Source organism: Bacillus sp. M5A3_1b (assembly GCF_053345335.1).
In genome coordinates this window covers 192411-217341 of sequence record NZ_JBKEZY010000006.1, presented here as the reverse complement: position 1 = coordinate 217341, position 24931 = coordinate 192411, and the positions used below count along the sequence as shown (strand labels likewise).

At 34.3% G+C, this 24931-nt stretch carries 23 protein-coding genes; 5 read left to right on the top strand and 18 right to left on the bottom strand.

The features are described 5' to 3' along the window. Nucleotides 1-47: 47 nt before the first annotated feature. The 3 genes from ACLBWW_RS18495 to ACLBWW_RS18485 form a co-directional block, all read right to left on the bottom strand. On the bottom strand, nucleotides 48-263 hold the full coding sequence (locus ACLBWW_RS18495) for a hypothetical protein (RefSeq protein ID WP_001104093.1): 216 nt from the start codon (nucleotides 261-263) through the stop codon (nucleotides 48-50). 325 nt (nucleotides 264-588) lie between these two features. Next, nucleotides 589-2034, bottom strand: a complete 1446-nt coding sequence (locus ACLBWW_RS18490) for a L,D-transpeptidase family protein (RefSeq protein WP_098222048.1) — start codon at nucleotides 2032-2034, stop codon at nucleotides 589-591. 940 nt (nucleotides 2035-2974) lie between these two features. Continuing rightward, complete coding sequence (locus ACLBWW_RS18485; RefSeq protein WP_098069109.1) at nucleotides 2975-3397, bottom strand: hypothetical protein; 423 nt, start codon at nucleotides 3395-3397, stop codon at nucleotides 2975-2977. Between the two features lie 102 nt (nucleotides 3398-3499). On the opposite strand from ACLBWW_RS18485, the gene ACLBWW_RS18480 reads away from it, so the two are divergent. After that, nucleotides 3500-3790: a hypothetical protein gene (locus tag ACLBWW_RS18480; RefSeq protein ID WP_048544815.1), complete on the top strand. Its 291-nt coding sequence runs from the start codon at nucleotides 3500-3502 to the stop codon at nucleotides 3788-3790. 170 nt (nucleotides 3791-3960) lie between these two features. Here the strand turns inward: ACLBWW_RS18480 and ACLBWW_RS18475 are convergent, their stop codons facing one another. The 11 genes from ACLBWW_RS18475 to ACLBWW_RS18425 form a co-directional block, all read right to left on the bottom strand. Next, on the bottom strand, nucleotides 3961-4956 hold the full coding sequence (locus ACLBWW_RS18475) for a D-cysteine desulfhydrase (protein ID WP_001046585.1): 996 nt from the start codon (nucleotides 4954-4956) through the stop codon (nucleotides 3961-3963). Between the two features lie 311 nt (nucleotides 4957-5267). Then, on the bottom strand, nucleotides 5268-6500 hold the full coding sequence (locus ACLBWW_RS18470; RefSeq protein ID WP_098048353.1) for a DUF4073 domain-containing protein: 1233 nt from the start codon (nucleotides 6498-6500) through the stop codon (nucleotides 5268-5270). Between the two features lie 508 nt (nucleotides 6501-7008). After that, nucleotides 7009-8154 (bottom strand): hypothetical protein, encoded by a 1146-nt coding sequence (locus ACLBWW_RS18465; RefSeq protein ID WP_098048352.1) that lies wholly within the window; start codon nucleotides 8152-8154, stop codon nucleotides 7009-7011. Continuing rightward, complete coding sequence (locus ACLBWW_RS18460; RefSeq protein WP_098152509.1) at nucleotides 8151-9488, bottom strand: F390 synthetase-related protein; 1338 nt, start codon at nucleotides 9486-9488, stop codon at nucleotides 8151-8153. The genes ACLBWW_RS18465 and ACLBWW_RS18460 overlap by 4 nt, the downstream gene beginning before the upstream one ends. Then, entirely contained in the window at nucleotides 9481-10332 is an 852-nt protein-coding gene (locus ACLBWW_RS18455) for an MBL fold metallo-hydrolase (protein WP_098079600.1), read from the bottom strand. Before ACLBWW_RS18455 ends, ACLBWW_RS18460 begins: the two co-directional genes overlap by 8 nt. Further along, nucleotides 10329-11315, bottom strand: a complete 987-nt coding sequence (locus ACLBWW_RS18450; RefSeq protein WP_098132394.1) for an NAD-dependent epimerase/dehydratase family protein — start codon at nucleotides 11313-11315, stop codon at nucleotides 10329-10331. The genes ACLBWW_RS18455 and ACLBWW_RS18450 overlap by 4 nt, the downstream gene beginning before the upstream one ends. Beyond that, nucleotides 11312-12475, bottom strand: a complete 1164-nt coding sequence (locus ACLBWW_RS18445) for an ATP-grasp domain-containing protein (protein WP_141500211.1) — start codon at nucleotides 12473-12475, stop codon at nucleotides 11312-11314. The genes ACLBWW_RS18450 and ACLBWW_RS18445 overlap by 4 nt, the downstream gene beginning before the upstream one ends. Then, the gene (locus ACLBWW_RS18440; protein WP_048544797.1) at nucleotides 12465-13454 is read right to left on the bottom strand and encodes a beta-ketoacyl-ACP synthase III; all 990 of its coding nucleotides are present in this window, start codon (nucleotides 13452-13454) and stop codon (nucleotides 12465-12467) included. Before ACLBWW_RS18440 ends, ACLBWW_RS18445 begins: the two co-directional genes overlap by 11 nt. 501 nt (nucleotides 13455-13955) lie before the next feature. Then, a complete protein-coding gene (locus tag ACLBWW_RS18435; protein ID WP_048544795.1) occupies nucleotides 13956-14789 on the bottom strand; it encodes a CPBP family intramembrane glutamic endopeptidase in 834 nt (277 codons plus the stop codon). Nucleotides 14790-14898: 109 nt separating this feature from the next. After that, the gene (locus ACLBWW_RS18430; protein WP_098048348.1) at nucleotides 14899-15693 is read right to left on the bottom strand and encodes a MerR family transcriptional regulator; all 795 of its coding nucleotides are present in this window, start codon (nucleotides 15691-15693) and stop codon (nucleotides 14899-14901) included. Nucleotides 15694-15839: 146 nt separating this feature from the next. Then, entirely contained in the window at nucleotides 15840-16760 is a 921-nt protein-coding gene (locus ACLBWW_RS18425) for a class I SAM-dependent methyltransferase (RefSeq protein WP_098152505.1), read from the bottom strand. A gap of 204 nt (nucleotides 16761-16964) precedes the next feature. Here ACLBWW_RS18425 and ACLBWW_RS18420 point away from each other — a divergent pair, with 204 nt between their 5' ends. Further along, a complete protein-coding gene (locus ACLBWW_RS18420; RefSeq protein WP_141497595.1) occupies nucleotides 16965-17558 on the top strand; it encodes an ATP-binding protein in 594 nt (197 codons plus the stop codon). Between the two features lie 150 nt (nucleotides 17559-17708). Continuing rightward, nucleotides 17709-18827 (top strand): LPXTG cell wall anchor domain-containing protein, encoded by a 1119-nt coding sequence (locus ACLBWW_RS18415; RefSeq protein WP_447614159.1) that lies wholly within the window; start codon nucleotides 17709-17711, stop codon nucleotides 18825-18827. Nucleotides 18828-18891: 64 nt separating this feature from the next. Here ACLBWW_RS18415 and ACLBWW_RS18410 read toward each other — a convergent pair whose 3' ends face one another. Both ACLBWW_RS18410 and ACLBWW_RS18405 read right to left on the bottom strand, forming a co-directional pair. Continuing rightward, complete coding sequence (locus ACLBWW_RS18410) at nucleotides 18892-19563, bottom strand: ABC transporter ATP-binding protein (protein ID WP_000202604.1); 672 nt, start codon at nucleotides 19561-19563, stop codon at nucleotides 18892-18894. After that, a complete protein-coding gene (locus tag ACLBWW_RS18405; RefSeq protein WP_048544788.1) occupies nucleotides 19563-20627 on the bottom strand; it encodes an ABC transporter permease in 1065 nt (354 codons plus the stop codon). Before ACLBWW_RS18405 ends, ACLBWW_RS18410 begins: the two co-directional genes overlap by 1 nt. A 185-nt stretch (nucleotides 20628-20812) precedes the next feature. Between ACLBWW_RS18405 and ACLBWW_RS18400 the strand changes: the two genes are divergently transcribed. Then, a complete protein-coding gene (locus ACLBWW_RS18400; protein WP_000803873.1) occupies nucleotides 20813-21436 on the top strand; it encodes an ArsR/SmtB family transcription factor in 624 nt (207 codons plus the stop codon). A gap of 69 nt (nucleotides 21437-21505) precedes the next feature. Continuing rightward, on the top strand, nucleotides 21506-22765 hold the full coding sequence (locus ACLBWW_RS18395) for an MFS transporter (protein ID WP_447614158.1): 1260 nt from the start codon (nucleotides 21506-21508) through the stop codon (nucleotides 22763-22765). Between the two features lie 116 nt (nucleotides 22766-22881). On the opposite strand, the gene ACLBWW_RS18390 is transcribed toward ACLBWW_RS18395, so the two are convergent. Both ACLBWW_RS18390 and ACLBWW_RS18385 read right to left on the bottom strand, forming a co-directional pair. Continuing rightward, nucleotides 22882-23352, bottom strand: coding sequence for a DinB family protein (locus tag ACLBWW_RS18390; RefSeq protein WP_000821004.1), 471 nt, complete (start codon nucleotides 23350-23352; stop codon nucleotides 22882-22884). A gap of 201 nt (nucleotides 23353-23553) precedes the next feature. After that, nucleotides 23554-24930: a sensor histidine kinase gene (locus tag ACLBWW_RS18385; RefSeq protein WP_098048342.1), complete on the bottom strand. Its 1377-nt coding sequence runs from the start codon at nucleotides 24928-24930 to the stop codon at nucleotides 23554-23556. Between the last annotated feature and the right edge of the window lies 1 nt (nucleotide 24931).

Sequence of the window (24931 nt, the reverse complement as noted above, 5' to 3'; positions counted from 1 at the left end):
AACTATCGAAATAAAACCCCAGAAATCCAAAGGTCTCTGGGGTTTTATTATATATTTAGCTCTTTTTGCTTTTTGTTTTGTTTATGTTTATACAGCAATTTTCGGCTTATGAGAGAAATCAGTAATAAGATCAGTACTAGTGCGAAAAGTTGCATAAATGATAAATTAAAATATTTAGCACCTGTAACGATTAACAGTGTAGAAATCGTACCTTTTACAATGAAAAAAATAATGATCCATAATCCGCCTTTTTTCCAGTTCATTTTTATATTACCCTTTCCTACGTTTAAATTCTTTAATGGGACACCTTATTAAAAATCTATTATATTAATAAAAAAGTCATGTCTAATTAAATGCAATGATTCTATAATAAGTGAAAATGATATTCAATGTCAATTTTATTGACTATTTGAATACCTGTTTCTTCATCTCAATCTCTTTCTACTTTGTTTCTTATAAGCAATGAACTCTTGTTTTCAAACAAAAAAACCTCTTGAATTTGCATGCGAATTCAAGAGGTTTTTTTTCATATACATCAAGTAAGATTTCTTGCTTTGTTTATTCGTTTATGGTCTTAATACATAGCTATTAGTAAACAATAACTGGATCATATGTGTTCAAACTATCATACACAGTTTTTGCAACGTTAGGAAGAAGGTTTACACACCCGCCTGATCCTCCTGTTAAATAAGCATTATTTCCCCAGTCTTTTCGCCAGCCTGCATCATGGAATCCTTGACCGCTATTTGTGAATGGAACCCAGTAATCTACTTTAACTGCATAATCAGCTTTACCTACTGCACTTCCTTTAAGCGTGTATGGTGTTCGTTTATATAGAACGTACCACACACCTGGTGATGTATCTTCACTCGTGCTATGTTTACCAGTTACTACATTTGTTGTGACAACTAATTTCCCATCTTTATAAATCCAAATTTGTTGATCTGCAATGGAAACTTCTGCATATGTGTCTCCGATGCCATTATTCGATGTTGTTTTATAGCCGATCCCTTCCTTCTCCCAACCATTCCCGTGAATATTAGAAGCAGAAAGCGATTTTTCGCCTTTTTCAAATGCTTGTTGAACTTGTTTTGTTTCTTTTTCCACATCTAGTGCCCAGCCGTATCCTTGTCCCTTTACTGAAATAACCGAGCCAGAATGTGTTTTAAAAGCGAAGTCTTTATGTAATGTAGATTTAGCCTTATTAATTTCAGCAACCTTATTCTTAATTTCGCTCGCATCGATTGTTACTTTCATATCCTTTGACATAGTAGCATTTTGAATTAAATCTTTCGCTTTTAATGAATACACTTCATCCTGCACTTTATAATCAACAGACTGCGTAAGAAGATTTTGTAATGCTTTCTCTTCTTTTTTAATAATCGGATCGTCTTCTTTAATAGGCTGTATGTATGCAGACTTTAGATGAATTTCGCTTTTATGCTTCTGCTTGTCGTAATCTTTTAGTAGATTCGTAACGTCATACTGTTTTCCATCAACGCTCTTCGCAATAACAACTTTTCCTTGTTCGAGCTTAGCCATAGCATCTTGAGGCGCTTTTAATTTTTCATTCATAGAGACAAGCTTTTCTTCTACAAGTTTTTTCATCGTTTCACTACGATACTGATCCGCTTCTTTCGGTAGCAATGAATAATCTTTTTCCTTTGTGGAAGGGAAAAATGTCCACTGACTTTTTAATAGCTTCTTAACTTGTGGCAAGTCTTTTTCCGTCAGTTCCGTTTTTGTATCTTGTTCATCTAAAATTTGTTGTTGATCAATATAGACTTTGTTTGCTAGTCCAGATGTTTTTAATTCCTGTATTGCCTGATCAGCGCTCAAACCACCGACTTTTGTATCGTTAATCGTAACATTCGAATTGAAGTGAGTTGCTTGATAATAGCTCATTCCTCCAATAAGAAGTGCAATGAAACCGCCACCCGCTACGATTAGCTTCCAATTTGTAAAGCGTTTTTTTGATCTTACCCGTTTTTTCCCAACTTCTTCAACAGATTCATTTACTGTATTGTTGTTCATCAATCTTTCCCCCGTATACATTAACGTCAATCGATTTTAAACCAAAACCATTGAATAGTGTACCTTATTTTTCCTGAAATTTCATTATTTTTAACAGATTTCATTTCATTTAATCGATTAAAGTTAGATTTTTTAATAGAAAGATATATAAAGATGGTAGATAAAGTGAAAAAGGCCCACACCAATCGAGTTATTATGAGCCCCTCACATTCACTGAATTTTGAAGGGCGATACTCTCTATAAACATTTTAACCTAGTAAAATAATTTTTAGAAGGTTAAAGTTAGAGGCAGGCACATTAGAATGTCTTTTATCTATGAAAAATATCCACAAAAAATGGCCTACATGTAGACTCTTTTGTGTGAATATTTTATTAATTTAAATGCGAGCTATGCTTCCCGCTTTTTACCCGGTTTCACAGCCTCTACTATCGGCCTAACAAATTTCACCTTATGACCTTTATCATCAACAATTTCAAGTTTCTTTAAAACTATTATATATGTTTGTACCACGCTTTATTAATACGATTAACCTTTTCAGGTGTTGAAGTTTTAGAATCATTCTTTGGTGTAATCCTATTATTAGAACATCCTGCAATGGTGAGACAGCATGTAGCTAATAAAACTAATAATATTAACTTCTTCAAATAGCCACTCCTATATAAGGAAAATATTATATTGAGAAAATTAAACATAACATCGAATCTTTGTAAAAACAATATATTTCCTAGCATTATTATTCAATGGCGGATTAATGGACACCTTAATGTTCATTAATCTGCTTATAAGCGGAGCACCTCATGCTCATCAAGTCAATGTCCAATTTCCATTTTATCCGATTCTCAATATTTATTCCAATATAAAAAGATAGCTATTTTTGTTGAATACTAATTATCTCCAAAATGAAAAATACGAGCTGAGTTCCTATAACCCTATATACGTTTATTCAACTAGTTTCTCCCCTGTAACAATCTGAAACAAAGTGGCTGCATGTTTCCCTTCTAATTGAGCGTACCGATTATCCCCCTTCTTGATTTCTATTTTATCCTTATTAGGGCTTACCCAAATTTGATACGACACAGCTTTCGCCTCTATTTTCGGATTTTTAAATTGAAAAATAAAGTGATAATCAGCTGGACGAGACATTTCCACTTTTTTATTTTCAAAAGTAATATCATTTAATATTTTCTTTACTTGCAACACTTCATTATTATCTTTCACTACCTTAAAATCTTCATATTCATTATCACCAATATGTTTTTGCACTTGGATTCTTTGATCTTCATTGCCTGATATATTTGAACAGCCGGTTATTATGAGTATACAGATCGCAATAAAGACTAGAGACCAATTTCTAATTTTCATATCCATACCCTTTTTTCAATACAAAATATTTTAATTTGTAAAATAAAGGTAATTAATTTAAACTTAAAAATATAAATAATAAAGAGAAAGGAGTATCGTTCCATGCAGTTACAAACATACACTTGGAAAAGTTATACGTTTCTCATTGTAAGTATATTCGTTACTATTAATCTCTTTCTATTCTCACCTATTTTAGACAGAGTTGGAGTAGAATATGTCGTGCCTTTCGCCTACTTCATATTAGCTTCCGCTGTTATAGCGATTCTATTAGCGGTCATCTCTTTTTGCAGCCAATCTGAGAAAAAAACTTTAGCCATTATCGGTTTATGTTTTACTCTATTTAACATCGCAATTATTTTATTTTTCCTTTGGTTTGGTTACCATTTCACTTAATTGAAATATAAATAAACTCCATAAGCCACAAATAAAATTAGTAACATAGAAATGCTAAGTACCGTATATATGATTCATTTTACATTTGAACTCATATAATCTCCCTTCTCATTTCATAATAATTCCAGTATATAACAAAAAAGCATTGGATACCCAATGCTTTTTTACACTTACGCAAATAAAGATGTATTCGCATATAACGCTGGTGAACCACCTGAATGTACGAATAAAATGTTGTCTTCTTTATTAAATGTACCTTTTTTAATTAAGTCGATTAGTCCCGCTACTGCTTTACCTGTATATACTGGATCGAGTAAAATACCTTCAGTTTTCGCAAGTAATTGAACTGCTTCCACCATTTCTGGTGTTGGTAACGCGTAACCTGGTCCTACATATTCATCAAAGCATGTAACAGCTTCGCGCGGGATAAAGTTCGGAATACCAACGTGAGCTGACGTTTCCTCTACAAGTTTTGCTACTTTCTCTTCTTGTTCTGCTTTTCCTCTACTTACGTTGATTCCGATTACAGGAATGTGACTTTGTGTTCCAGCAAAACCAGTAATTAAACCAGCGTGCATACCAGCACTACCACTTACACAAACAACTGTACTGAAATCAATTCCTTGGTCAAATGATTGTGCCATAATTTCTTGCGCACAAGCAACGTATCCCATTGCACCAGTAGGATTTGATCCACCAACTGGTATGACATATGGTGTATTACCTTTTTCACTTACTTCTTTCGCTACTTTATGCATCTCTTCCATAAGATCTGCTCCGTTTGGTACAACAATTACATTTTCAGCACCTAGTAAATGATATAAGAAATAGTTTCCGTTAAAGTCTGGCTTCTCTTCTGGCTCAAGCCCTTCTTCTAATACAAGAATACATTTCATTTTTTCTTTTACCGCAGCTGCAAGTGTTAGACGGCAATGATTTGACTGAATACCACCAGCTGTAATTAACGTATCTGCACCTTTTGCCTGTGCATCTGCAACTAGAAACTCTAACTTTCTCGTCTTATTACCACCAGCTGTTAAACCAAGTAAATCATCTCGTTTAAAATAAATAGTCGGCCCACCAAGTGCTTCAGAAAAATTGTTTAATTTTTCAATTGGAGTATATGACTCTGTATATTTTTTTCTCGGGAATTTAGCTAAATTCATTAATAACGCTCCTTTTGTACTTCTTTCACAATGTATGTAACGATACTATTATTACATGTAAAAATGTTGAAGTCATCTTTCTGGGTGAAAAATGTGTTGGAATTTGGTTTTTGTGAATGGAATTGTATTAATAATTTTAACCTCAATACGGTACGTGAAATTACATTAATAACTTTCACTTTATTTCGGTACATGAAGTTTATATGAACGATTTTTTCAAATATATCGTCCATAACTTGAAATATATCGACTTACCGATAAAAAACGACAACACAAAAGAGCCCACTTATTAAAAAGTAGGCCCTTACTAATCACTTATTTGCCGAAAACCGAAGAAGCTGTGTTAATCCTGGCTCTAAATTCATTTCACCTTTATGGCGTACGTATACAGTCTTGTTCCCATCAAATTTTGGTGGGTTTCCTGGATTATACGTATTCCACTCACTCGTTCCTTCTACAGAGTACTCCATATATTCCGTTGCACCGACAATTACATTTTTACTATCGTCAGCTGTTACATTTGGTGCCATTTGTGCGACTTTCGCATCACTAATTAATAGCTTCTTTATATCCTTATCACGTTTATAATCGTAAGCTGTTACCATTACATCGTTACCATATGCTTTCACTTGTAATCCTTGTTTAAATGAATATCCATCTGGAGCAGTCTTCTCTCCGCCATTTGGTCCAGCTGACATCCAGCCTGTTTCAATCCCACCCGTATTTACAACTGTAAATCCTTTTTCATCTCCGCCTGCAATTTTCTTTTTACCAGCCCAGTCTGGTAAGTTTAAATCCCAATGCGTATGACTCGTGAAGAAAACAACTTGCGGATAGTCTTTTAATATATCGTACAATTTATCCACGTTTAAATAGTCATTTAAATACGGTGATTGTCTCGATCCAGATACTGTATCAGGTAAAACGTGATGAGAGAAAATGAAGATTGGCTTATTTTTATCTTTTTGACTGTACTCTTCTAAATTTTGTTTTAACCAACCTAATTGCTCATCACTCATAAATACTTCATCCCACATTTTTGAATCGTGGTATTTCATATATTTTTCAGTTCCTAAAAATAAAAGCGGATAACCGTCTAATTCTTTTTTATGATATACCTTTTCTTGCCCGCTAAATTGTAAGTAGCGGTTAAATAGCGTTTCTTCCGTTACACCATTTGGCCATGTATTTTGAGAGAGCTTTCCATCAGCTGTCCATTTACCAGCGTAAAACTCATGATTCCCAACAGTTGACCATACATTTTCTGGGTGCTTATTTTTGTTTAACACACGCTTCACATCATCGTATTGTGATTGTTGTCCCGTTGGCGTTATATCCCCATTCATAATAAGCGCTCTAGAAAGTGGCGTCACTTTGTTCATATCTTTTAACACATGATCAAAGTCTCCTAAATCCCCTTGAATATCACTAATAACGTTAAAAGTTGTAGCTGATTTTCGGGTTTGCTCTTTCCCTTCCGCATGTACTGAAAATGTCGGTAATAATGCCGCCATAACAGCTAACGAAGCAACTGCCTTTTTCATACAAATTCTCCCCCTAATAATAGAATGTATAAACTGACATGTTCTGCTTGCTCTTAGGTGCTTGTCCAATTCACATTATAGGGAGGGATTGTAAAGATAGATGACGTTAAAAGTTAAGTGTTTTTTAAGAGATTTTGTCGTTTTTTGCAAACCACAATTAGCGATTTACGCCAATCTAGCTTTATAGCTTTTAACATTACATAAATGTAAATTTTGATGTTAAATCTTTTCGTTTCATACATTGTTTTTTATTACTTCTAATTTAATGATTGACTAGTACATCTGCTAATTTCGATAATCTCTGCTTCACTACACCTCTCACCCTTTCATTTCCGTTTCAAAAACTGAAAAAAGAGAACTACTCTTTTAAGCACTTCTCTCTTTCATCCAAACGATACATATAAAATAAATTATTAAAAATATACTATATAAACCCCATAACATAGGTAGTGCAGCTACACTTAAATAAAGAGTTCCAGGTAACAAGCAATCCTAAAAGTCTTTTTGTTTAAAAGCGATGTTTTTTTGCCATCGGTTCTATATATGTATTTAATATCCACATTAATACTTTCCATACCTTTTGTTGGCTAGGTGGTAGATGATCGTTATATACATAACTGTATTCAATCTCCTGTGTTGCACCACGATTTCGTTTGAACTCTCCAGCCCCAGCACTACAATGGCAAATTAAATCTTTTTCGATAGAATCCATTGTAATAAGGAGGGAAAGTATACGGTATAAACCTTGTTGCTGGTCAGAGTTTGTATTATAGCCAAGGATCGGCGTTGTCATAACTCCATCCCGAATAAAATAAGCAATAACACCATCAATTGTATCCCCTTTTTTTATGGCCTTTATCTCAAATAAACGATGCTGAAGAGCATTCCATAAATAAGCGGGTGTAAACATTGGGTTATGGGCGGAATATTTTTCGATATATAGTTGGTTGTATAAATGGGAAATTTGTAAAATATCCTCCTTTGTTAATTCTTCATTCGTAATGATTTCATAATTGCTTTTCTCTAATAAGCTTTTATCGTTTAATAAGTCTTTTCGTTTTTTTCGATTCATTTTTTTATAGTGTTTCGGATCAAATAAGTATATAGAACGAGACATAATTTTCTTGTAACCTACTGTAGATAGTGCTTCTGTCGTTACAGGATATAATGCATTATTTAAAGAGCGAAATAAAATTGTATGCTCTGGAAATTTCTCAACAAATAGATTTGTAATTTGTTCGATTTGTCGTTCGTTGATAGAGTGATAAAGGTTTGTTGAAAGCATCCAATTATTTACGACAATTACTTTATTAATATTCGTTTGTCGTAGCCAACTTCCCATAAGATGAATCGGATAGGTTAATAGCTTCTCTAGCCACGGTTTTTTCAACTCCCATAGCTCTTCTAACGCATAAGATACGTAATGTGTATAAGGAGAACATACATATGAATTTTCGAACTCTGCGTTATTAAGAGTAACTGGCAAGATGAGATCATCGATTTCTAATAGAAAGAGCTCCGTGTTAACATTTTCAATACATGCTGTAACGCCCTTTTGAAAAAGAGGCAGGAAACTATCTCGCACATATGCCCCATCTTTTTTTGATTCCCAATCAATGCTATGCAAGGAATGAACATCGTGTAACTGAATCATTTATGTTCACCACGCCTTACAAGACTTTCTATTCTTTTTAATTTTTTATCATATACTTGAATATCGTAATGGGAAAAGAAAAAATGTGGTATCGCACACTTTTTAGTAGACCATAGTGTATGTAACTCTTTCATTACATTTGATTTACATAATTCCAGATTTTCAGGTAGTGCTTTAAGTTTAATTTCAATTTTGTCTACGCTATGCTGTATTACTTTAAATTCTTGAATATCACTAGATGCAAACAAAATTGCTCTTCTAATGAAATCTGGAAAAATAGATATTTCTTTATTATCCAATTCACTTATTCCAATAAATATATCGTCACATCGACCATCAATTCGTTCTAGCGCTAAAAAAGGTGAACCACAGCTGCACGGCGTTTTCTTCTCAATTAATATGTCATTGAGACGATAGCGTATAATCGGCTGTGTTTTCCTCATGAAATCAGTAATAATGGGAACGAATATCCCTTTCTCTTGATCTAAGTATTCTTTTTCAATATGAACGAGATCTTCATTAATGTGTAACGTCCCCTGCTTGCAGGTGGTAGCAAGAAAACCTTCTGTACATTGGTAAACTTGGTGTACTGTTTGCTTAAAAGTTGCACAAATAAACTCTCTATCAATATCTTCAAGCACTTCTGCTACAGAGATAATTTTCTTAGGACAAATCGTAATGAGTCCTTCTTGCTGCCAGTCAGCAATGTTCCGTAACATAGACGGGGGTGCAATTAAAATAGAGGGCTGTATTTCATTTAATCGCGTGATATGCTGCTGAAACGAATCTAGTAAATCAAAAAAATGAAATGAGATTCGCTTATTTTTTGTCGCTTCGTATAAATTGCTATTTGCACGTAAGAAAAAAGCAATCGTGTGTTTATGTAGAATGCTAGAAGGAAGCACCTTTCCAATAATCGAGCCAGCCCACAACGTTTGTTCTTCCTCAGAAACGAGAAAAACCCCACGATTTCCACTAGTACCTGATGATAAACCGACAGTTATATTACGAATGGTTGGTGAGAAATTCCGGGTCTTTTCTGCTTCAAATGCTACATGAAACGCTTCTTCCTTTGAAATATGGGCTGTATTTAATGTATCAAAATGTTCCATCATTACTTCTTTATCAATAATAGGAAGCGCAGCCAAATTCCCCTTTTGAATTTCATTTGAAAACGGCGTATATAATTGGCGATAAAAAGGAGACGCCTCTATCGTAAACAAAAGATGTTTTTCTATTTGTTGTTTATGAAACTGTTCCAACTGTTTACGATTTGAAAATCTCGAGCCATATTTTGTTTTCAAGTATTGCTTGAGAATTCGTAGTTTATTCATAGTACACCCCTGCTTTAATTTTATCCCATGTATGTTCACAATGAGTTGGTACAATTTCAATCTCAGGTGATGTTTGTGATAAATGGTGTAACTTCTCAATATTCTTTCGGTAAGATTTTGGATCGCTCGTTAAAAGGTTGGCAATCTTACTAGGAAATACAAGGTTTTGATACGTTTTACTTAGCCACACTGCGTCTGCACAAAGAAAAACAATTTTATTACTCTGCAAATGGACGAATATACCAAATTGACCAATTGCATGTCCTGTTAAGTCAACAGCAAATAATGAGCCATCATCAAATACATCATACCCCTCTTCAAACTTTCCATATGTAGAAGGTAAGTTTTGCGGTGGAGTTTGATCAATGAATGACATCCTCTTCTCTAAATCCACCGGCAGTGTATCTTTTAGACACCCTTTTAATAGAGCACCAAATTTACTTCTCTTTTTAATATCCTCATAAGCTTTTGCGAAGGTTAATATTTTCGCTTTTGGAAAGTCAGGTAAACCAGCTGTATGATCGCCATGAAAATGAGATAGAATAATATATTTAATTTCTTCTGGCTGAATACCATCAAGAAGAAGTTGCTCTTTAATAGATTGCTCTTCCGTAAAATGAACAGGCGTAAGTTTTGCATATACAGAGTAAGGGAATTTTTTTGTCGCCTCTTTAAAATGTCCCGCATATCCAGTATCAAATAAAATATATCCTAATACTGGATGCTCGAGTAACCCTACTGTAGCAGGAAAGCATATTTGTTTCCAACTGCCCTTGGAGTATGCAATTTTTTCTGGATGTGTGCAATATCCTGTATCATATAGCTTTAAAGATTTGATTTTCATTGTATTTTCCACCAGTCTACAAATTTTGTAATTCCTTCTTCTATACTGATCTTTGGAGCATATTCTAGTTCTTCTTTAGCTTTATCAATATTTAATGTCTGGCTTTTTGAAAGGACACTAACAGTATATTTTGTGAGAATAGGTTCTTTTCCGAATAAAATAGTTTTTGAGATTCCTTCTAGTATAGCAGCTAGTGAAAAAGCGGTTTTGTAGGAAATTTTTTTATATTTTACTTCCTTATCAAGACGCTTCATTACATTTTCTATAACCTCATATAAATTTACACGCTCGTCATTTGTTATATTGTACTTTTGCCCTAATGTATGTTTTGGGGAATGCATACAAAGAAGTAAAGCATCTACAACATTCTCAACATACGTAATATCAACAAGAACATCTTCAGTACCAATTCTCGGTAAAGCACCCTTTTCACATACTTTAATAAGACGCGGAAGAATCGCATTATCTCCTGGTCCGAATAAAGCGCGCGGGCGTATTGTGATAACTGGTAAACCATGCGCGAAAGCTTGATCAATAGCTTGTTCAGCCATGTGCTTCGTTGTTGCATAATGATTTACAAATGTATCAGGAAGTTTCGCGTTTTCAACTACATTTTGTCGCTCATCATAATAGAAATAAATACTTGGTGTTGATACGTGGATCAGGCGTTTTATACTGTACTTTTGACACCCCTCGATAATATGTTTCGTTCCTAACACATTCGCATTATAAAAATCTTCATATTTGCCCCAAGGGGAAGAAAGTGCGCCGCTATGAAAGATGTAATCTTTACCTTTACAAACTTGTAGCACACGATCCCTGTCTTCAAGAGGACAATGAACAAACTCAATTCCATTTTGTTCTAATACCTTACCGATTGTTTTATTTCTTCCCGTTGCCGTTACTTCATGGCCCATATTTTTCAGTCGAAAGGCGAGTTTTTGTCCTAGAAAGCCCGTTCCACCAGTTACTAGCATTTTCATAAATCTTCACCATCCCACGATATGTCATATGTTGTTTGTTCTAAAATAGTCCGTTCCTGTTTATAACTTTCACGCCACAATTTATACATGCTAAAAAACTGATAAAAAAATGGTTTCCAATCATTGTGGCGATAAACGATATCTGGATAAGAGCATAGAACTTTTAACCATCGCTTACGTTTTTGTTTACTTTTTAAATAAGGAAATCCATATAGAAGCATCGCTAACCGAATTGCACACTCAGAGTTTGGTCTTGGAATGAGTGTATTGTTTACCTTTTCATGAAAGAAGGCCGGCAATATTTCCTCATCGAATAAATGTAATCCACTTGTAGTACGTGGATTACATTCAATCGGAATCACATCTCCATCCTCTGTAACGATAAAATCAAAAGCAATTTGTCCTGAGAAATTTAGCTCTTTTACAATATGTCTCACAAACTGATCAATTTTAGGTTGATTCATATGCTGAAACGCAATGGTAGCACCTAAGCCTGCCGTAAATTCCGTTTTATACGTAGCGTGAGCTAATACTTCCCCAGATTGTGCGATACTGTAAGAACAATGCTGCGTTCCTCGTATAAACTCTTGCATAATATAATTCGACTTATCTATCATGCTTTCTTTTAGAGCATCCTCTTTTGTAATAAATTCCACTTTATCAGAAAAACGGGAGAAAATCGGCTTTCGTACAAAAGGAGTATGAGCTGGCGTTTTGTGCATCATTGAACGTATCGCTTCTTCATCATCTATTCTATATGTTGCAGGTACTTGCCACCCTAAATTCGCTACGAACTGAATAAATTCCCACTTATTATGCAGTAATGATAGCTTTTGAAAATCATCTACTAATACATGGCAAAATGCGCTTAATTCTTCTCTATATTTAGATATATAAAACACTTCTTCACAAGTAGGAATAAGCAAATCCACATTGTGACGTTTAATAATGGATAGTAGCGCACGGATACTTTCTTTTGTTTTCCACTTTGGAGAAGGAATTTCATAAAAGTAATCCGTACTCTTTGAAACTTTACTTAATGGATACGGAATACTATCTGCAATAATAACGGTATGTCCAGCGTTATGAAACAGTCTGCATACATGCAGAGTTGCTGGTGCACGTGCCCCTGTAATTAATACTGTTTTCTTAGTATTCAAGAAGGATGCCCCCGATTGAAAGTCCTGCAGAAGTACCTAATAGTAGTATTTTATTTCCACGTTGCACTTTCTTTTGCTTAATCGCCTCGAAAAGAGCGACTGGAATAGATGCGGAAATCATATTACCGTAGTCTTCAAAAATGGTCATAAAGCGTTCTTCATCAACCCCTAATTTTTTACGAATGAGTCTCATAGCTGGTCCACTTGCTTGGTGAGGAACAATTAAATCAATATCGGCTAGCGTATAACCAGTATCCATAAGTAGCCTGTCAATAAACTTCAACAAATACTTAGAAGATAGTTTAAAAATGGCTCTTCCATTCATATCGAACAAGAAGTCTTCTTTTCGTTCCTCACTATACTCGCGAGGATGAATCATCGTTCCACCGCCACGAATTTCTGATAAATGCGCACCAGAGCTATATGTTTCCATATGGGAAGCAATAATAGAAGATGTATGATCGCCTTTTGTTATAACAACAGCTGCCGCACCGTCACCGAATAAAATACTGCTTTCATTTTGTCCCCAATTTAATCCAACAGAAGAAATTTCAGAAGAAATAATAACAACATTTTTGTATCTCCCGCATTCCATTGCGTAAGAAATTGTATCAAGTGCTGTTATGAAACTTAGACATGTTGAATTGATATCAAAACATGGAATACCAGAATGCTGTAGCCCGAGCTGTTCTTGAATAAGTGATGCTGTAGAAGGAATCGCTTGTTGAATCGTTCCGCTTCCGCAAATAATACAATCGATATCATCCCAAGTTAACTTCGCATCTTCTACAGCTTTTTTTGCAGCTTCTGCCCCCATATAAGAAGACGTTTCCCCATCAACAAAATATCTTGTTTTTACCCCAGCTTTTTTTAATGTCCAGCCTTCTGGCACATGTAGCATACGATCTATTTCAAAAGAATCTACCTTTCGTTTTGGAAGATATGTGCCAATTCCTTTTATACTAATATACCTTTTCATTCTCTATCGCCTCTTAATCTTTTTATAAATTTAAAAATCAGATACATCTAAACATTGTTGTGGATACATACAGAAAGTATTTTTATAAAATCCTGCTATCCCCTTATGTACTTCTAATCATATTTCTCTTCAAAAAAGAGCAAGCTCTCTACTTGAGAACTTGCTCTTTTTGCATGAGAATTCTTCAAATACATACTCTAGAAAAAAACTTTTATAACAATTTAATTATATTATAACAATTATCCGAAAATATTTAATAGTATTTTTTGTAAATAAAAGTGAAAATGTGGTATAAACTTACGTGAGAGGATCGTTTATTGAGCAGCAAATATACACATATGGAGTGTACATACAACTCATTTCAACATCTTCTTTTCCCTTTTTGTTTCCATAAAAAAATAATTTATATAATTAAATTGGCGGAGCTTTAAGTGATACTGCATAAAACAAACATATCTACCATCACTAAATTTGCTTTCCTTGTCTTTCATAAATGCATCACTATGTCCTATAATACTTTCCATTCCTGCTATTTATATCTTCCGCTCCATACAGAGCCCTCTTTGGATTTATAATAATCAGAAAAACTGCAACTACTAAATAAAAAATCGCGTTATACATAATTAAATCGTTTAAGTTTCCTTTTATAATCCCAATAAAGAAATTAAAAAATTGATGAATGATGATTGGGATAATTAAATTCTGATTTAAATTATAAAATGCAGTCATAACGATTTTTATAGATATGATAGAGATCATAAAAAATAGAATATATTTAATTAGGTCCATGCCTACAAATCCTGTAGTAAACCAAATAGGTAGGTGCCACATTCCCCACCAAAACCCTATAATTAGCGAAGCTATTAATGGTGAATACCTCTTTTGGAGTTCAATTTGTGCAAAACCTCTCCATCCTATCTCTTCTCCCAATGGCCCCGCAAGAAAGTTTTTAACAAAGAAATAGATTAGCATTCCCCGTGAAGTGACAGTAAAAATAGAGTCTACTTCACTATTTTTAGACACGACAAATAAAATCATTAAAAATATGAAAGTTTGAATCACACTCACAACAAGTATTACAGAAACTTTAAGTTTATTTTTGAACTTGTCTTTTACAAATTGTATAAAGCTCTGCCCTGGATAGATTTTTTTAAATAGTACGGCAAAAGCAAAAGTTGAGGACCAAGACGATATACAAAACATTACATCAAAAATCCATGTAGGAAATTCCAACATACTTATAGCACCTACAAGCAAGAAAAGCGGCAAAAAAATGATATTGGTTAATACAATAAAACTCGCTACTGGTTTTGTTAGTTTCTTTTCTCTATTCATGCACAATCCCCATTTCAAACTAAGTATTTCGTAAACATAATAGTATTTATATTTACAGATACTTTCAGCTTAAACCTGGGGGTTACTCACAGGTCAATACATGTCTGCATTATTTTACAGGTGCATAAATTTCTAAAAATATACGTTCAAGTTCCTCTTCATATGTGGTAAGTAATATATTTATATACACTAGACCAAAAAGTTCATACCCTTGTTCTATCGCTGCTTTTCTTAAACTGGATTCCACATTATAATCAATACTTTTTCCACCAGTTGACCATCTTCCATCTTCAATAACTGTATAAATACATTTTGGATGCGATAGAATTTCCCCTTCTAATTCTTTATCAAAGTCTTCTACTTTTCTTACGATTATAAATTTATCTTCTATAATACCTTCTTTATTAAAACTTATAACTCTTCGTAAAGATGTTAAAGTAACTGCTTTTTTTAAACTATCCGTATTCTTTTTCAAAGATTCATATTCATCATACGCAGTAAAATGCTCTATTTCTCCTTTTACTTCTAAAGGTTTCATTTCTTTTATTACGTATTCCCCTAAAAATTTCTTTATTTTTTCACAATCTTCTTGTACAATTTGAACCTTTTTTAAAAGAAGCTTTTTATATTCTATCTCCTCTAAAACTTCTTGTTCTTTCTCTTCCAACAATGATTTTATTCCCTCTATACTCTTACTTTTTCTTAATTCCTGAATTTTTTTTATTTCGATATCCATTTCCCTATAGAAATTGACCGTTGTTATATCATATATATCAAAATGATTATATTTTCTATATCCATTTTCAACATTTTGCTTCGGCTTGACCAAATCCTTTTCCTCATAAAACTTCAAAGTATCCCTAGATACACCTAAAAATTTCGCGACTTGTCCAATTGTGTACATTACGTTCTCCTTTAGCATACTACTTAATTTATTACATTCATACTTCATATTCTTTACATTATCGAATTTCCCTTCCTAGTTAATATTTCCCCCTTGTTCTCCCACAAAAAAAGACACAGAGATTCCTCCCCATGCCTACTAAGCCTCTACTTCTTCACCGCATGCACATAATGTACCGTCTCAAAAGCTTTTAAATAATCGTTTCGTCCTTCAAAATATAATGTATTTATGTCTTCTGGCGATAAATGCTCATAAATGAGTAAGCCCGCCTTCTCTAACAGTGCTTCCATTTCGGTATACGAAAAACACGATTTCATCGGTTCTCCACCTACTGCAGCCATTTTTACCATATTTTCAACTCGATTGGACAGTCCCTTTTCTGTAAATAAGTTTTCATCCGGATAATCGAATACGATAGAGCTCCCCTCTGGAACCATCTCGAATAAATTTTTTATTAAACTAGAAAGCTCCTCCTTCGTTAAATAGTACGTAACACCTAATAGGCTAAAGAAAGTCTTTTTATTTTCAAATCCTTCATTTACTAATTTTTGCTTCGAGAAATCTTTAGTGAAATCCATCGAAATAAAATGAAGGTTGTTTGGAATTTCATACTCTATTTCTTTCACTCTTTGTATTTTAAACGCTTGCGTATAAGGGTGATCCACTTCAAATATTTCAATTTTATTTTCTAATTCTCGATGTCTAAAACTAAATGTGTCTAAGCCCGCACCGAGTATGATGTATTGCTTTGCACCTAATGCAATTTCATGTAGTAATACTCTTTCACAATATGCTGCGCGTGCCAAAGGTGTTGGTGATAATTGAACTTGTGTAATCCATTTTAATATTTCTTTCGGATTATCTCGAAACCGCTCAGCAATGTCTGTATTGAAAAAACGGATCCCTTGAACCATATTCGTTTCAATATCGTTACGTTCTTTTTGTGAAATAAAATCTTTAGCTACATAATCATCAAAGATTTTAGGACGATCAAATTCACTATGATACGCCCTTCCGAATGCTGATACTAACGACGTTACACTTGCTTCACCTTGTTTCACGCACATACACTCTCCTTCATTTTCACAACAAAAATAGGGTTCCCCTGGCCAGGAGAACCCTATTATACACTTTATTTTCACATTGGTAAATTATAGCATAAATAAGTTTTTTTGTCAAGTTTTCAGCCTACTAGCACTCCGAAACTTTGTATATTCTCTGGCAGGAAAATTGTCGATTCACACCGAATATCCCAAATGATAACAATACATATGGAGGCCAATATGAAACGATTAGTGATCATTACCGTAGGAAAAACACACAGTGGAAAAACTACATTTGCTAAAGAACTAGAAAAAGAGTTACCCAACTCTTTCGTTATGGATCAAGATAACCAAGCTGAATTTATCAACACACATTACGAAAAATTACAGCCGGATGAAGGCACTAATACATTTAAGCACGGTCTTTCGAAATTCATTGTTGATTATGCAAAAGAACATACGAGTTTACACCTTATTATTTGCAACTCAAATAGAAGTCGAAACGGCAGGATGTATTTACTCAATGAATTGTTTCAGAAAGATGACTATGTACGCATACTCGTTCATTTTGATATTCCAGATGATGTCCTTTACGAAAGAGTAGCTCGAAGCACGCGAAGTACCAATATTTTTAGAGGTGGTTATTCTAGTTTTAAAGAAGTACTCGATCGACAACAGTCTGAATCACTTCACGAAGATGTGGTAAATCCTATAGAAAACGAGGCTGATTATTTGTTTGTTATTCGTAATCGTAAGGATGTAAACTCTACTATAGAAGAAATTGTTCATCTAGCTAAAGATCTCTCCCCTACCCAAAAATAATAGACTATAAGTATTACATAATGATAGATTATTATGCAAATACTTCCTCTAGACATCGTACATGGTATATAATGATAAGATAATCTACTTCTATATGCTCAATTTTACACAAAACAGTTCATGCATATGAAAGAAAAGAGGTATAAAAATATGAAAACAAAACAAACAATCGCTGCGTCTACACTAGCTTTAGCAATGATTGCTGGCGCAAACTCTGCTCATGCAGAAGTAACTGATGCTACTCCTCAGCAAAGTACGGGAGATCGATTAGCTGAAATTAAGCAACATAGACAAGAGTTAGATGCGAAATTGCAGCAACACAAAGAAAACGTGAATCAAAAGTTGAATGAACTTAACCAAGTTAAGGAAAATGTTGATACGAAGGTTAATGAACTACATGAGCGTAAACAAGTTGCTGATGAAAAAATTAACGAAATGAAACAACGTAAACAAGAGTTAGATGCAAAACTTCAGCAAGACAAGCAAATCGCCGAAGATAAAATCGCTGAAATTAAAGAGCATAAAAAACAAGTAGAAGATAAAGTTGCTGAAGTGAAAGAACATAAGCAAAATATCGATAATAAGGTTAATGAGATTAAAGAACATAAACAAACTGTCGATGAAAAAGTGAATGAAATTAAACAACATAAAGAAAATATCGATCAAAAGGTTAATGAACTTAAGGAAGTTAAAAAACAGGTAGATGAAAAATTAGCTGAGTTAAAGAAAGCAAAACAAACTGCTGAGGACAAACTTGCTGAACTAAAAGAAAATAAGCCGAATACTGGGAACACGTTAGAGGAACTTAAGAAAATTAAAGGTAATTTAGATAGTCTTTCCGCTAACTTAGAACTAGCTAAACAAGATGTAAAAAACAAACTAGCTGAATTACAAGAAACTAGACAAGATTTACTAAATAAAATTAACGAAATGAAACAAGCGAAACAAACTGTTTCAGACGATTTAACAAAGAAAAAACAAGACTTAGATATTAAAATTAACGACTTTAAACATACTGAGAAAAAAATTGATGACAAATTAGCTGAGGTACATACAACGAAGCAAAATGTAGATAACAAAATTAATGAAGTATCTCAATCGAAACAAACTGAAACAAAGACTGGTACTACAAACACAAACAATAACACTAGAGAACTTCCTAACGCTGGTAGTGAGCAATCAAACAATATGGCTTTAGGTATGTTATCTGTCTTAGGCGGCGTTTTATTAGTAACACGAAATAAAATTAAAGCGTTATTCTCAAAATAAGGCCCTTATAACTATATTTTATAAAAAGGACAACCGCACATTTATGTGCGATTGTCCTTTTTCTTTATATTAACTTCCCATCTCTAAGCGTCAATATACGATCACATACATCAAGCATTCTTTCATCATGCGTAATCATAATTGCTGCTTTTTGACTTTCTTTCACTTCACGTTTCATCATTTCTACAACTTCACGTGCGCGTTTTGAGTCTAAGCTTGCCGTTGGTTCATCCGCTAATATTAAATCTGGGTTGTTCATGAACGCGCGAGCGATTGCTACCCTTTGTTTTTCTCCACCAGATAGTTGATTTGGATAATGATTTTTTCTTTCTCCTAATCCAAATGCTGCTAATAAGTGATCCGCGCGCTTTTCAGATTCTTGTTTGTTTTCTTTTTTCAGCTTAGCAATGTAAAGTAATTGTTCTTTTACATTTAAATATGGAACAAGATTTGCGAATTGGAAAATGAAACCGATTTTTTTCAAACGAATGTCTGTCATTTCCTTTTCTGATAACTTCGTAATATTTTGCTCACGAATGTAAATATCCCCTTTTGATGGTGATAATAAAGCACCCGCGATTGATAATAATGTACTTTTCCCTGATCCCGAAGGACCGACGATTCCGATAAACTCTCCAGCTTTCACATCAAGCGACATCGGATGAAGGGCTGTTACTTCCGTATTCCCTTCTCCGTACACTTTACTTACTTTGTCTAATTTTAATAATGAAGTCATTACATCCCGCCTCCAATTGCTTCTAATGCATCAACTTTTAATACTTGATATAACGAAATCAGTGTTCCTAAAATACTAATGACGATAAAGATTGCTGCATATTGTGCAATCATCGGTGTTGTTAATAAGAACGGCATACCTGCTGGTAAAATTTGTTCTAATCCTTGTACAAGAACAATGCTGATTACCATCGCCACAACTGATAAGAATAACGCCTGTACGACTAAGCTATTTGCTAAATAAGAGTTCTTTGTACCGATTGCTTTTAATACACCTAATTGCTGTGTTTTTTGCAGTGTAATGACGTAGAAGAATACACCGATTAGTAACGCAGCGATAACAAGTAAGAACGCAATAATCATCGTTAATGTTCCTTGCTCTTCTTTAAATCCTGGAATACTTTGTAATACTTCTTTTTTGTCGATAACATGTGCATTTTTAATGTCTTTATCTGTATTCAGCGCAATTGCACTATAATCTTTTTGGTTTGGTTGTGAAATAGCACCCCATACGTCTTCATTTACATAAACGACTGGTGTATGGCTAAACATTTGATCTTTCGTAAATCCAACGATTTTAAATTCTTTCTTTGAAACAGGATCGATAATTGTATCTCCAATATCGATTCCTTTTTCTTTAATTGATTCATCAGCAACCATTTCGTTGTTTGCTGTACCTAATTTCTCACCTTTTACAATTTTCGGTTCTAAAAATGAATCGCGTTCACTTGAGAAAATAGCAACATCCACTTTTTTCGAACTGTCTTTCTTTTCATACGTTGAAACTTTCACACGAAACGGTACCGCCTCTTTCTCGCCTACTTGATTGACTACGTTATCTACATCGTCTTTCTTAATTTGTGAACGAAGTAATTTATTTTCCGCATCATCTGCTAAGACGAACTTATTTGCCTCCATATTTTGAATCGATGAAGCATTATCATATGATAATCCATTTGCTAATCCTGAAATAACAAGAACTAAAAATGATAATAACACCATAATCAGTCCGATTAATCCGTATCTTAATTTTGATTGTTTTAATTCACGCAGAGCTAAAAACATTTCGCTCGCTCCTTCCTCTTTCTTTCTATGCACTCATCATAAAAAAGAAATATGAACGGAATATGAACAGAAGATTACAGAGGATAAGATTAAATTTTCAGAAAGTATTGAAAATAATTTGAATCCTTGATACAATTCAGTCAAATAATATTGACCGAGTAATTTTATTTGAGGAGTTGATCATTTTGAAGCCCATGTTAACACTAACTACTTATAGCCAACTAAAAGCAATAAGCGATCCACTACGTGTCGAAATGATGATGCGTCTATGCGAACGACCTTATACAGGACAACTACTATCTGAAAAATTCGGCATTTCAAGGGCTAAAATTCATTATCATTTAAAAGAATTAGAGAAGAATGGTTTTATAGAAATTGTTTATACAGAAGAAAAGAATGGCATCGTTCAAAAGTTTTATCAATCTGTCGCTAGAGGTTTTACCCCTGCTGCTGAACTATTACCTCATTTAGAAATATTAAGTGAATCAGGTCGCCAAATCTTTTTACAAATGACAGAAAGAACGAAAAGCCATATTCTCGCTGCACCAGAAGAAGCTTTTACATTACGAAAAGTAAGCGAAGATCCAGCTGAGTGGAATTACGTTTCGTCTTGCTGGGAGTTTGATGCAACGCCAGAACAATTTCAAGTATGGGTGAAAAAGTTTCATGAATTAATGGCTGAATTAAATGAGATTGCAAAAGACGCAGATAAAGATCCAAATAGTAAATCTTATTACATTTCTACTACTGCACTACAAATCGATGAACGAGCAATGCAGCGCTTTGTGAAAAAAGAAGAAAAATCGTAATACGATTTTTTTTACACTAACGGTCAAATTTATTTTACCGAATAATTTTTTTATAAAGGAGTAGATTAAATGGACATATTAAAAAACCGGAATTTCCTCTTATTATTTTTAGGGAGAATTTTTACAAACATAGGAGATAGCTTGTATTATGTAGCCGCGATGTGGCTCGTATACAAGCTGAGTGGTAATCCTTTTTATTCTGGATTAGCTGGTTTTCTTACGTTATTACCTTCTACACTTCAATTTCTTACCGGTCCATTCGTTGATAGATGGTCAATCAAAAACACCCTCGTCATCACACAAGTTTTGCAATGCATTCTTATTTTAATCATTCCTATTACACACTACTTCGATCTATTAACAGTTCAACTACTACTCATCATCATGCCCATCGTAGCCTTTATCGAACAATTCGCCTATCCCGCACAATCAAAAGCTTTACCACTTCTACTTCATAAAACACAACTATTAAAAGGAAATTCACTCTTTTCATTTGCGTATCAAGGCATTGATTTAATTTGCACGACGATTTCTGGCATATTAGTAGCACTACTTGGCGCAATCACTTTATATGTAATTGACTCTATTACATTCGCGATTACTGCCCTTTTGTTCTTTTCACTAAAAATGCCAAAGCAAGCAGAAACCAATACATCGCTATCAACTAAACAATATTTCACTGATTTAAAAGAAGGTTTTTCGATCGTCTTCCGTTCATTAATGGGCGTATTCTTAATCGGTTCAGTAGTCGCTAATTTTTCAATCGGTATGACGATGGCGATACTCCCTTCTTTCGCTGATTCTTTAGGAGGCGTGAAATCATATGGCTTCTTTTTAGCCGCTATATCAGCCGGCAGTTTTATTGGAGCATTATTCAGTTCATGGGTTGGTAAACGTAATGTTGGCCGTGTCTCTATTATTGGCTTTGCGACTGGTGCTATCTTTTGGTTTCTCTCTACGATCGTACCGTTTCAATGGCTATCTATTTTCTTATTCGGCATAGCTTGGATTCCAATTGGTGCGACCAACATATTATTTGCGACAATTAGTCAAATTGTAATTCCAAATCAATATATTGGACGCATCAACTCAGTTATGCGCAGTATGGGCACAATTGCTATGCCGCTTGGTTCTTTAATTGGCGGATACGCCGCAAATGTATTTAGTAGCCAACTCATTTTCGCGCTCGCTAGCATCGGTATTTTATTTATTTCTCTCGTATGGCTACTTCATCCAAAATTACGAGCATTGCCGAAAGCTGATGAAATTACAGCGGATACTTTTGGAGTTCATTTTAGGGAAGAGCGCGGGAAAGGTACAGCTTTATAGCAGGAACAAACATAACCCCGTTCTAGATTTGGGACGGGGTTAAAATGTAGTTATTTAATTTTGGATATAAAATACTTCACTAAAAATATAACAATAGCACCAACTAAAACGTTCAATTAACGATTTGATGGCCAAGACCCCTGCATTTTCCTTAATTGAATAATTTGGCCTGTATGATAAGCATCATGAAGCATGATATCTAGTAATTTCCCCTCAAGTGAATTTTGTTCAAGCTCTTTTTCAGAAATTGCACTCAATACATGTCTTAAATTACGCTGAGCATTTTCAGAACGTTCAACAACTTTCTTCCATTCCTCATCATCATTGGATTGCTCAGTAAGATAAAAGGTGTCATTACCGTCCAGATTGTGTTTCCATTCACGGCCTTCTAAGTTTGCAGCAAGCCTCTCTTTGTAATAAATGAGATGATTAACGCTCTCCCAAATGGTATTCGTTGCCTCACCAGATGGTTTCCACGTAGCCTGTTCGGCTGTAAGTCCTTCTATAGCATGTTTAAACGGTGCATACCAACTCTCTTTATCGAATGTTGAATCTAGTACGTTTAATAACAAGTCAATTCGTTTCAAAGTAATTTCCTCCCTACACGGTTCAAGTTTTAATACAACCCTTATAACTCTGTAGAGATTCTACATGTTTAAATAAACTTCCTCCTGAGCTCACTCCACAAACTCGTCCGATTATGTAATGACAATGACTCACATTTTTTCACTTTACACGTATACTAGAAACCAAAAAAGAAGAGGCCCTTCCGTAGCAGCCTCTTTCATCTATTTCGGAAGCTCCACCTGAACAGTCGTCCCTTCCCCTTTCGTACTATACACTGAAACTTTTCCGTTATGCAGTTCCACAATTTTCTGCACGATTGCTAATCCTAAGCCACTACCTTCTACGTTTCTCGCTCTTGCAGTATCTACTTTGTAAAAACGATCAAATATACGGTCCATTTCTTCTTTTTCCATACCAATTCCGTTGTCTGATATAGAGATCATCACACTTGATTCTAATTCTTCTACAACAAATTCAATCGTTCCAGCGTCGTTTGAAAACTTAATGCTATTCGTAAAAATATTACTCCATACTTGATGAAGTAAGTTTTCATCGCCTTGTATTGTAATATCCGGCACATCAAATTCAACGGCGATATCTTTTTCACGCCATTTCCATTCGAGCATAAAAATGACGTCTTTAATTTGCTTTTGTAGATTGAATTCTTTTATTTGTAATACTTTTTCTTCTTTATCTAAAGAAGCGAGCGTAAGTAACTGTTTACATAAACTAGACATTCGCTTACTTTCGCCCTCAATAATTTGCAAGTAATGGTTTCTTTCTTCCCCACTCATCTCTTCTGACTGTAACGTTTTTGAGAACCCTTGAATAGAAGAAAGCGGCGATTGGAATTCGTGAGAAACGTTAGAAACAAATTCTTGTCTCATCTCATCTAATTCTTTAATACTTTTCGTCATCTTTTGAAAATTAGTTGCTAATATACCAATTTCATCTTTTCGATTTCCATCTAATTCGATATCATATTCACCACTTGCAATCTTTTGCGTCGCTTTCGTAAATGTACGAATGGGACGAACGATATAACCTGCTGCAATCGCAATAAAAATAATACTTAATAAAACGATAAACCCTAGTAATACCGCTAGAAAAATTCGCATCTCACCAAATTGTTGCTGAATGTCAGGACGAATGAATAAAGCGTACTGTTTATCACCGTGTTTTACCGGCACACCGACACTATTAATTAATTCATTATCGAAAAACCCCGTAATAAAGAGGCGTGTTGGATATGTAGAAACGCCGTTAAACGTTTCCCCTTGCAACACTTTATGAACAGTATCATCGCTAATAGAAGTCTTACGAAACGCATTGCCAATACGCTTTCCATTCTTTTGATCATCGACAATATATATTTCATATCCTAATTTCGCGATAGACTGTAAGTACGCCTCTTTGTTTTCTTCACTTTGCTTTTCATATAACGCTTTAACTTCTTCCGCATACATTAAAATCTTTTCACTATTGTACGGTTTTAACTTCACTTGATAGTACACATTCGTTAATAAAAAACCGATAATACTGCTAAGTAACATGATTCCAACCGTCATAAAAACAAATCTAGAGTATAGTGATTTCATT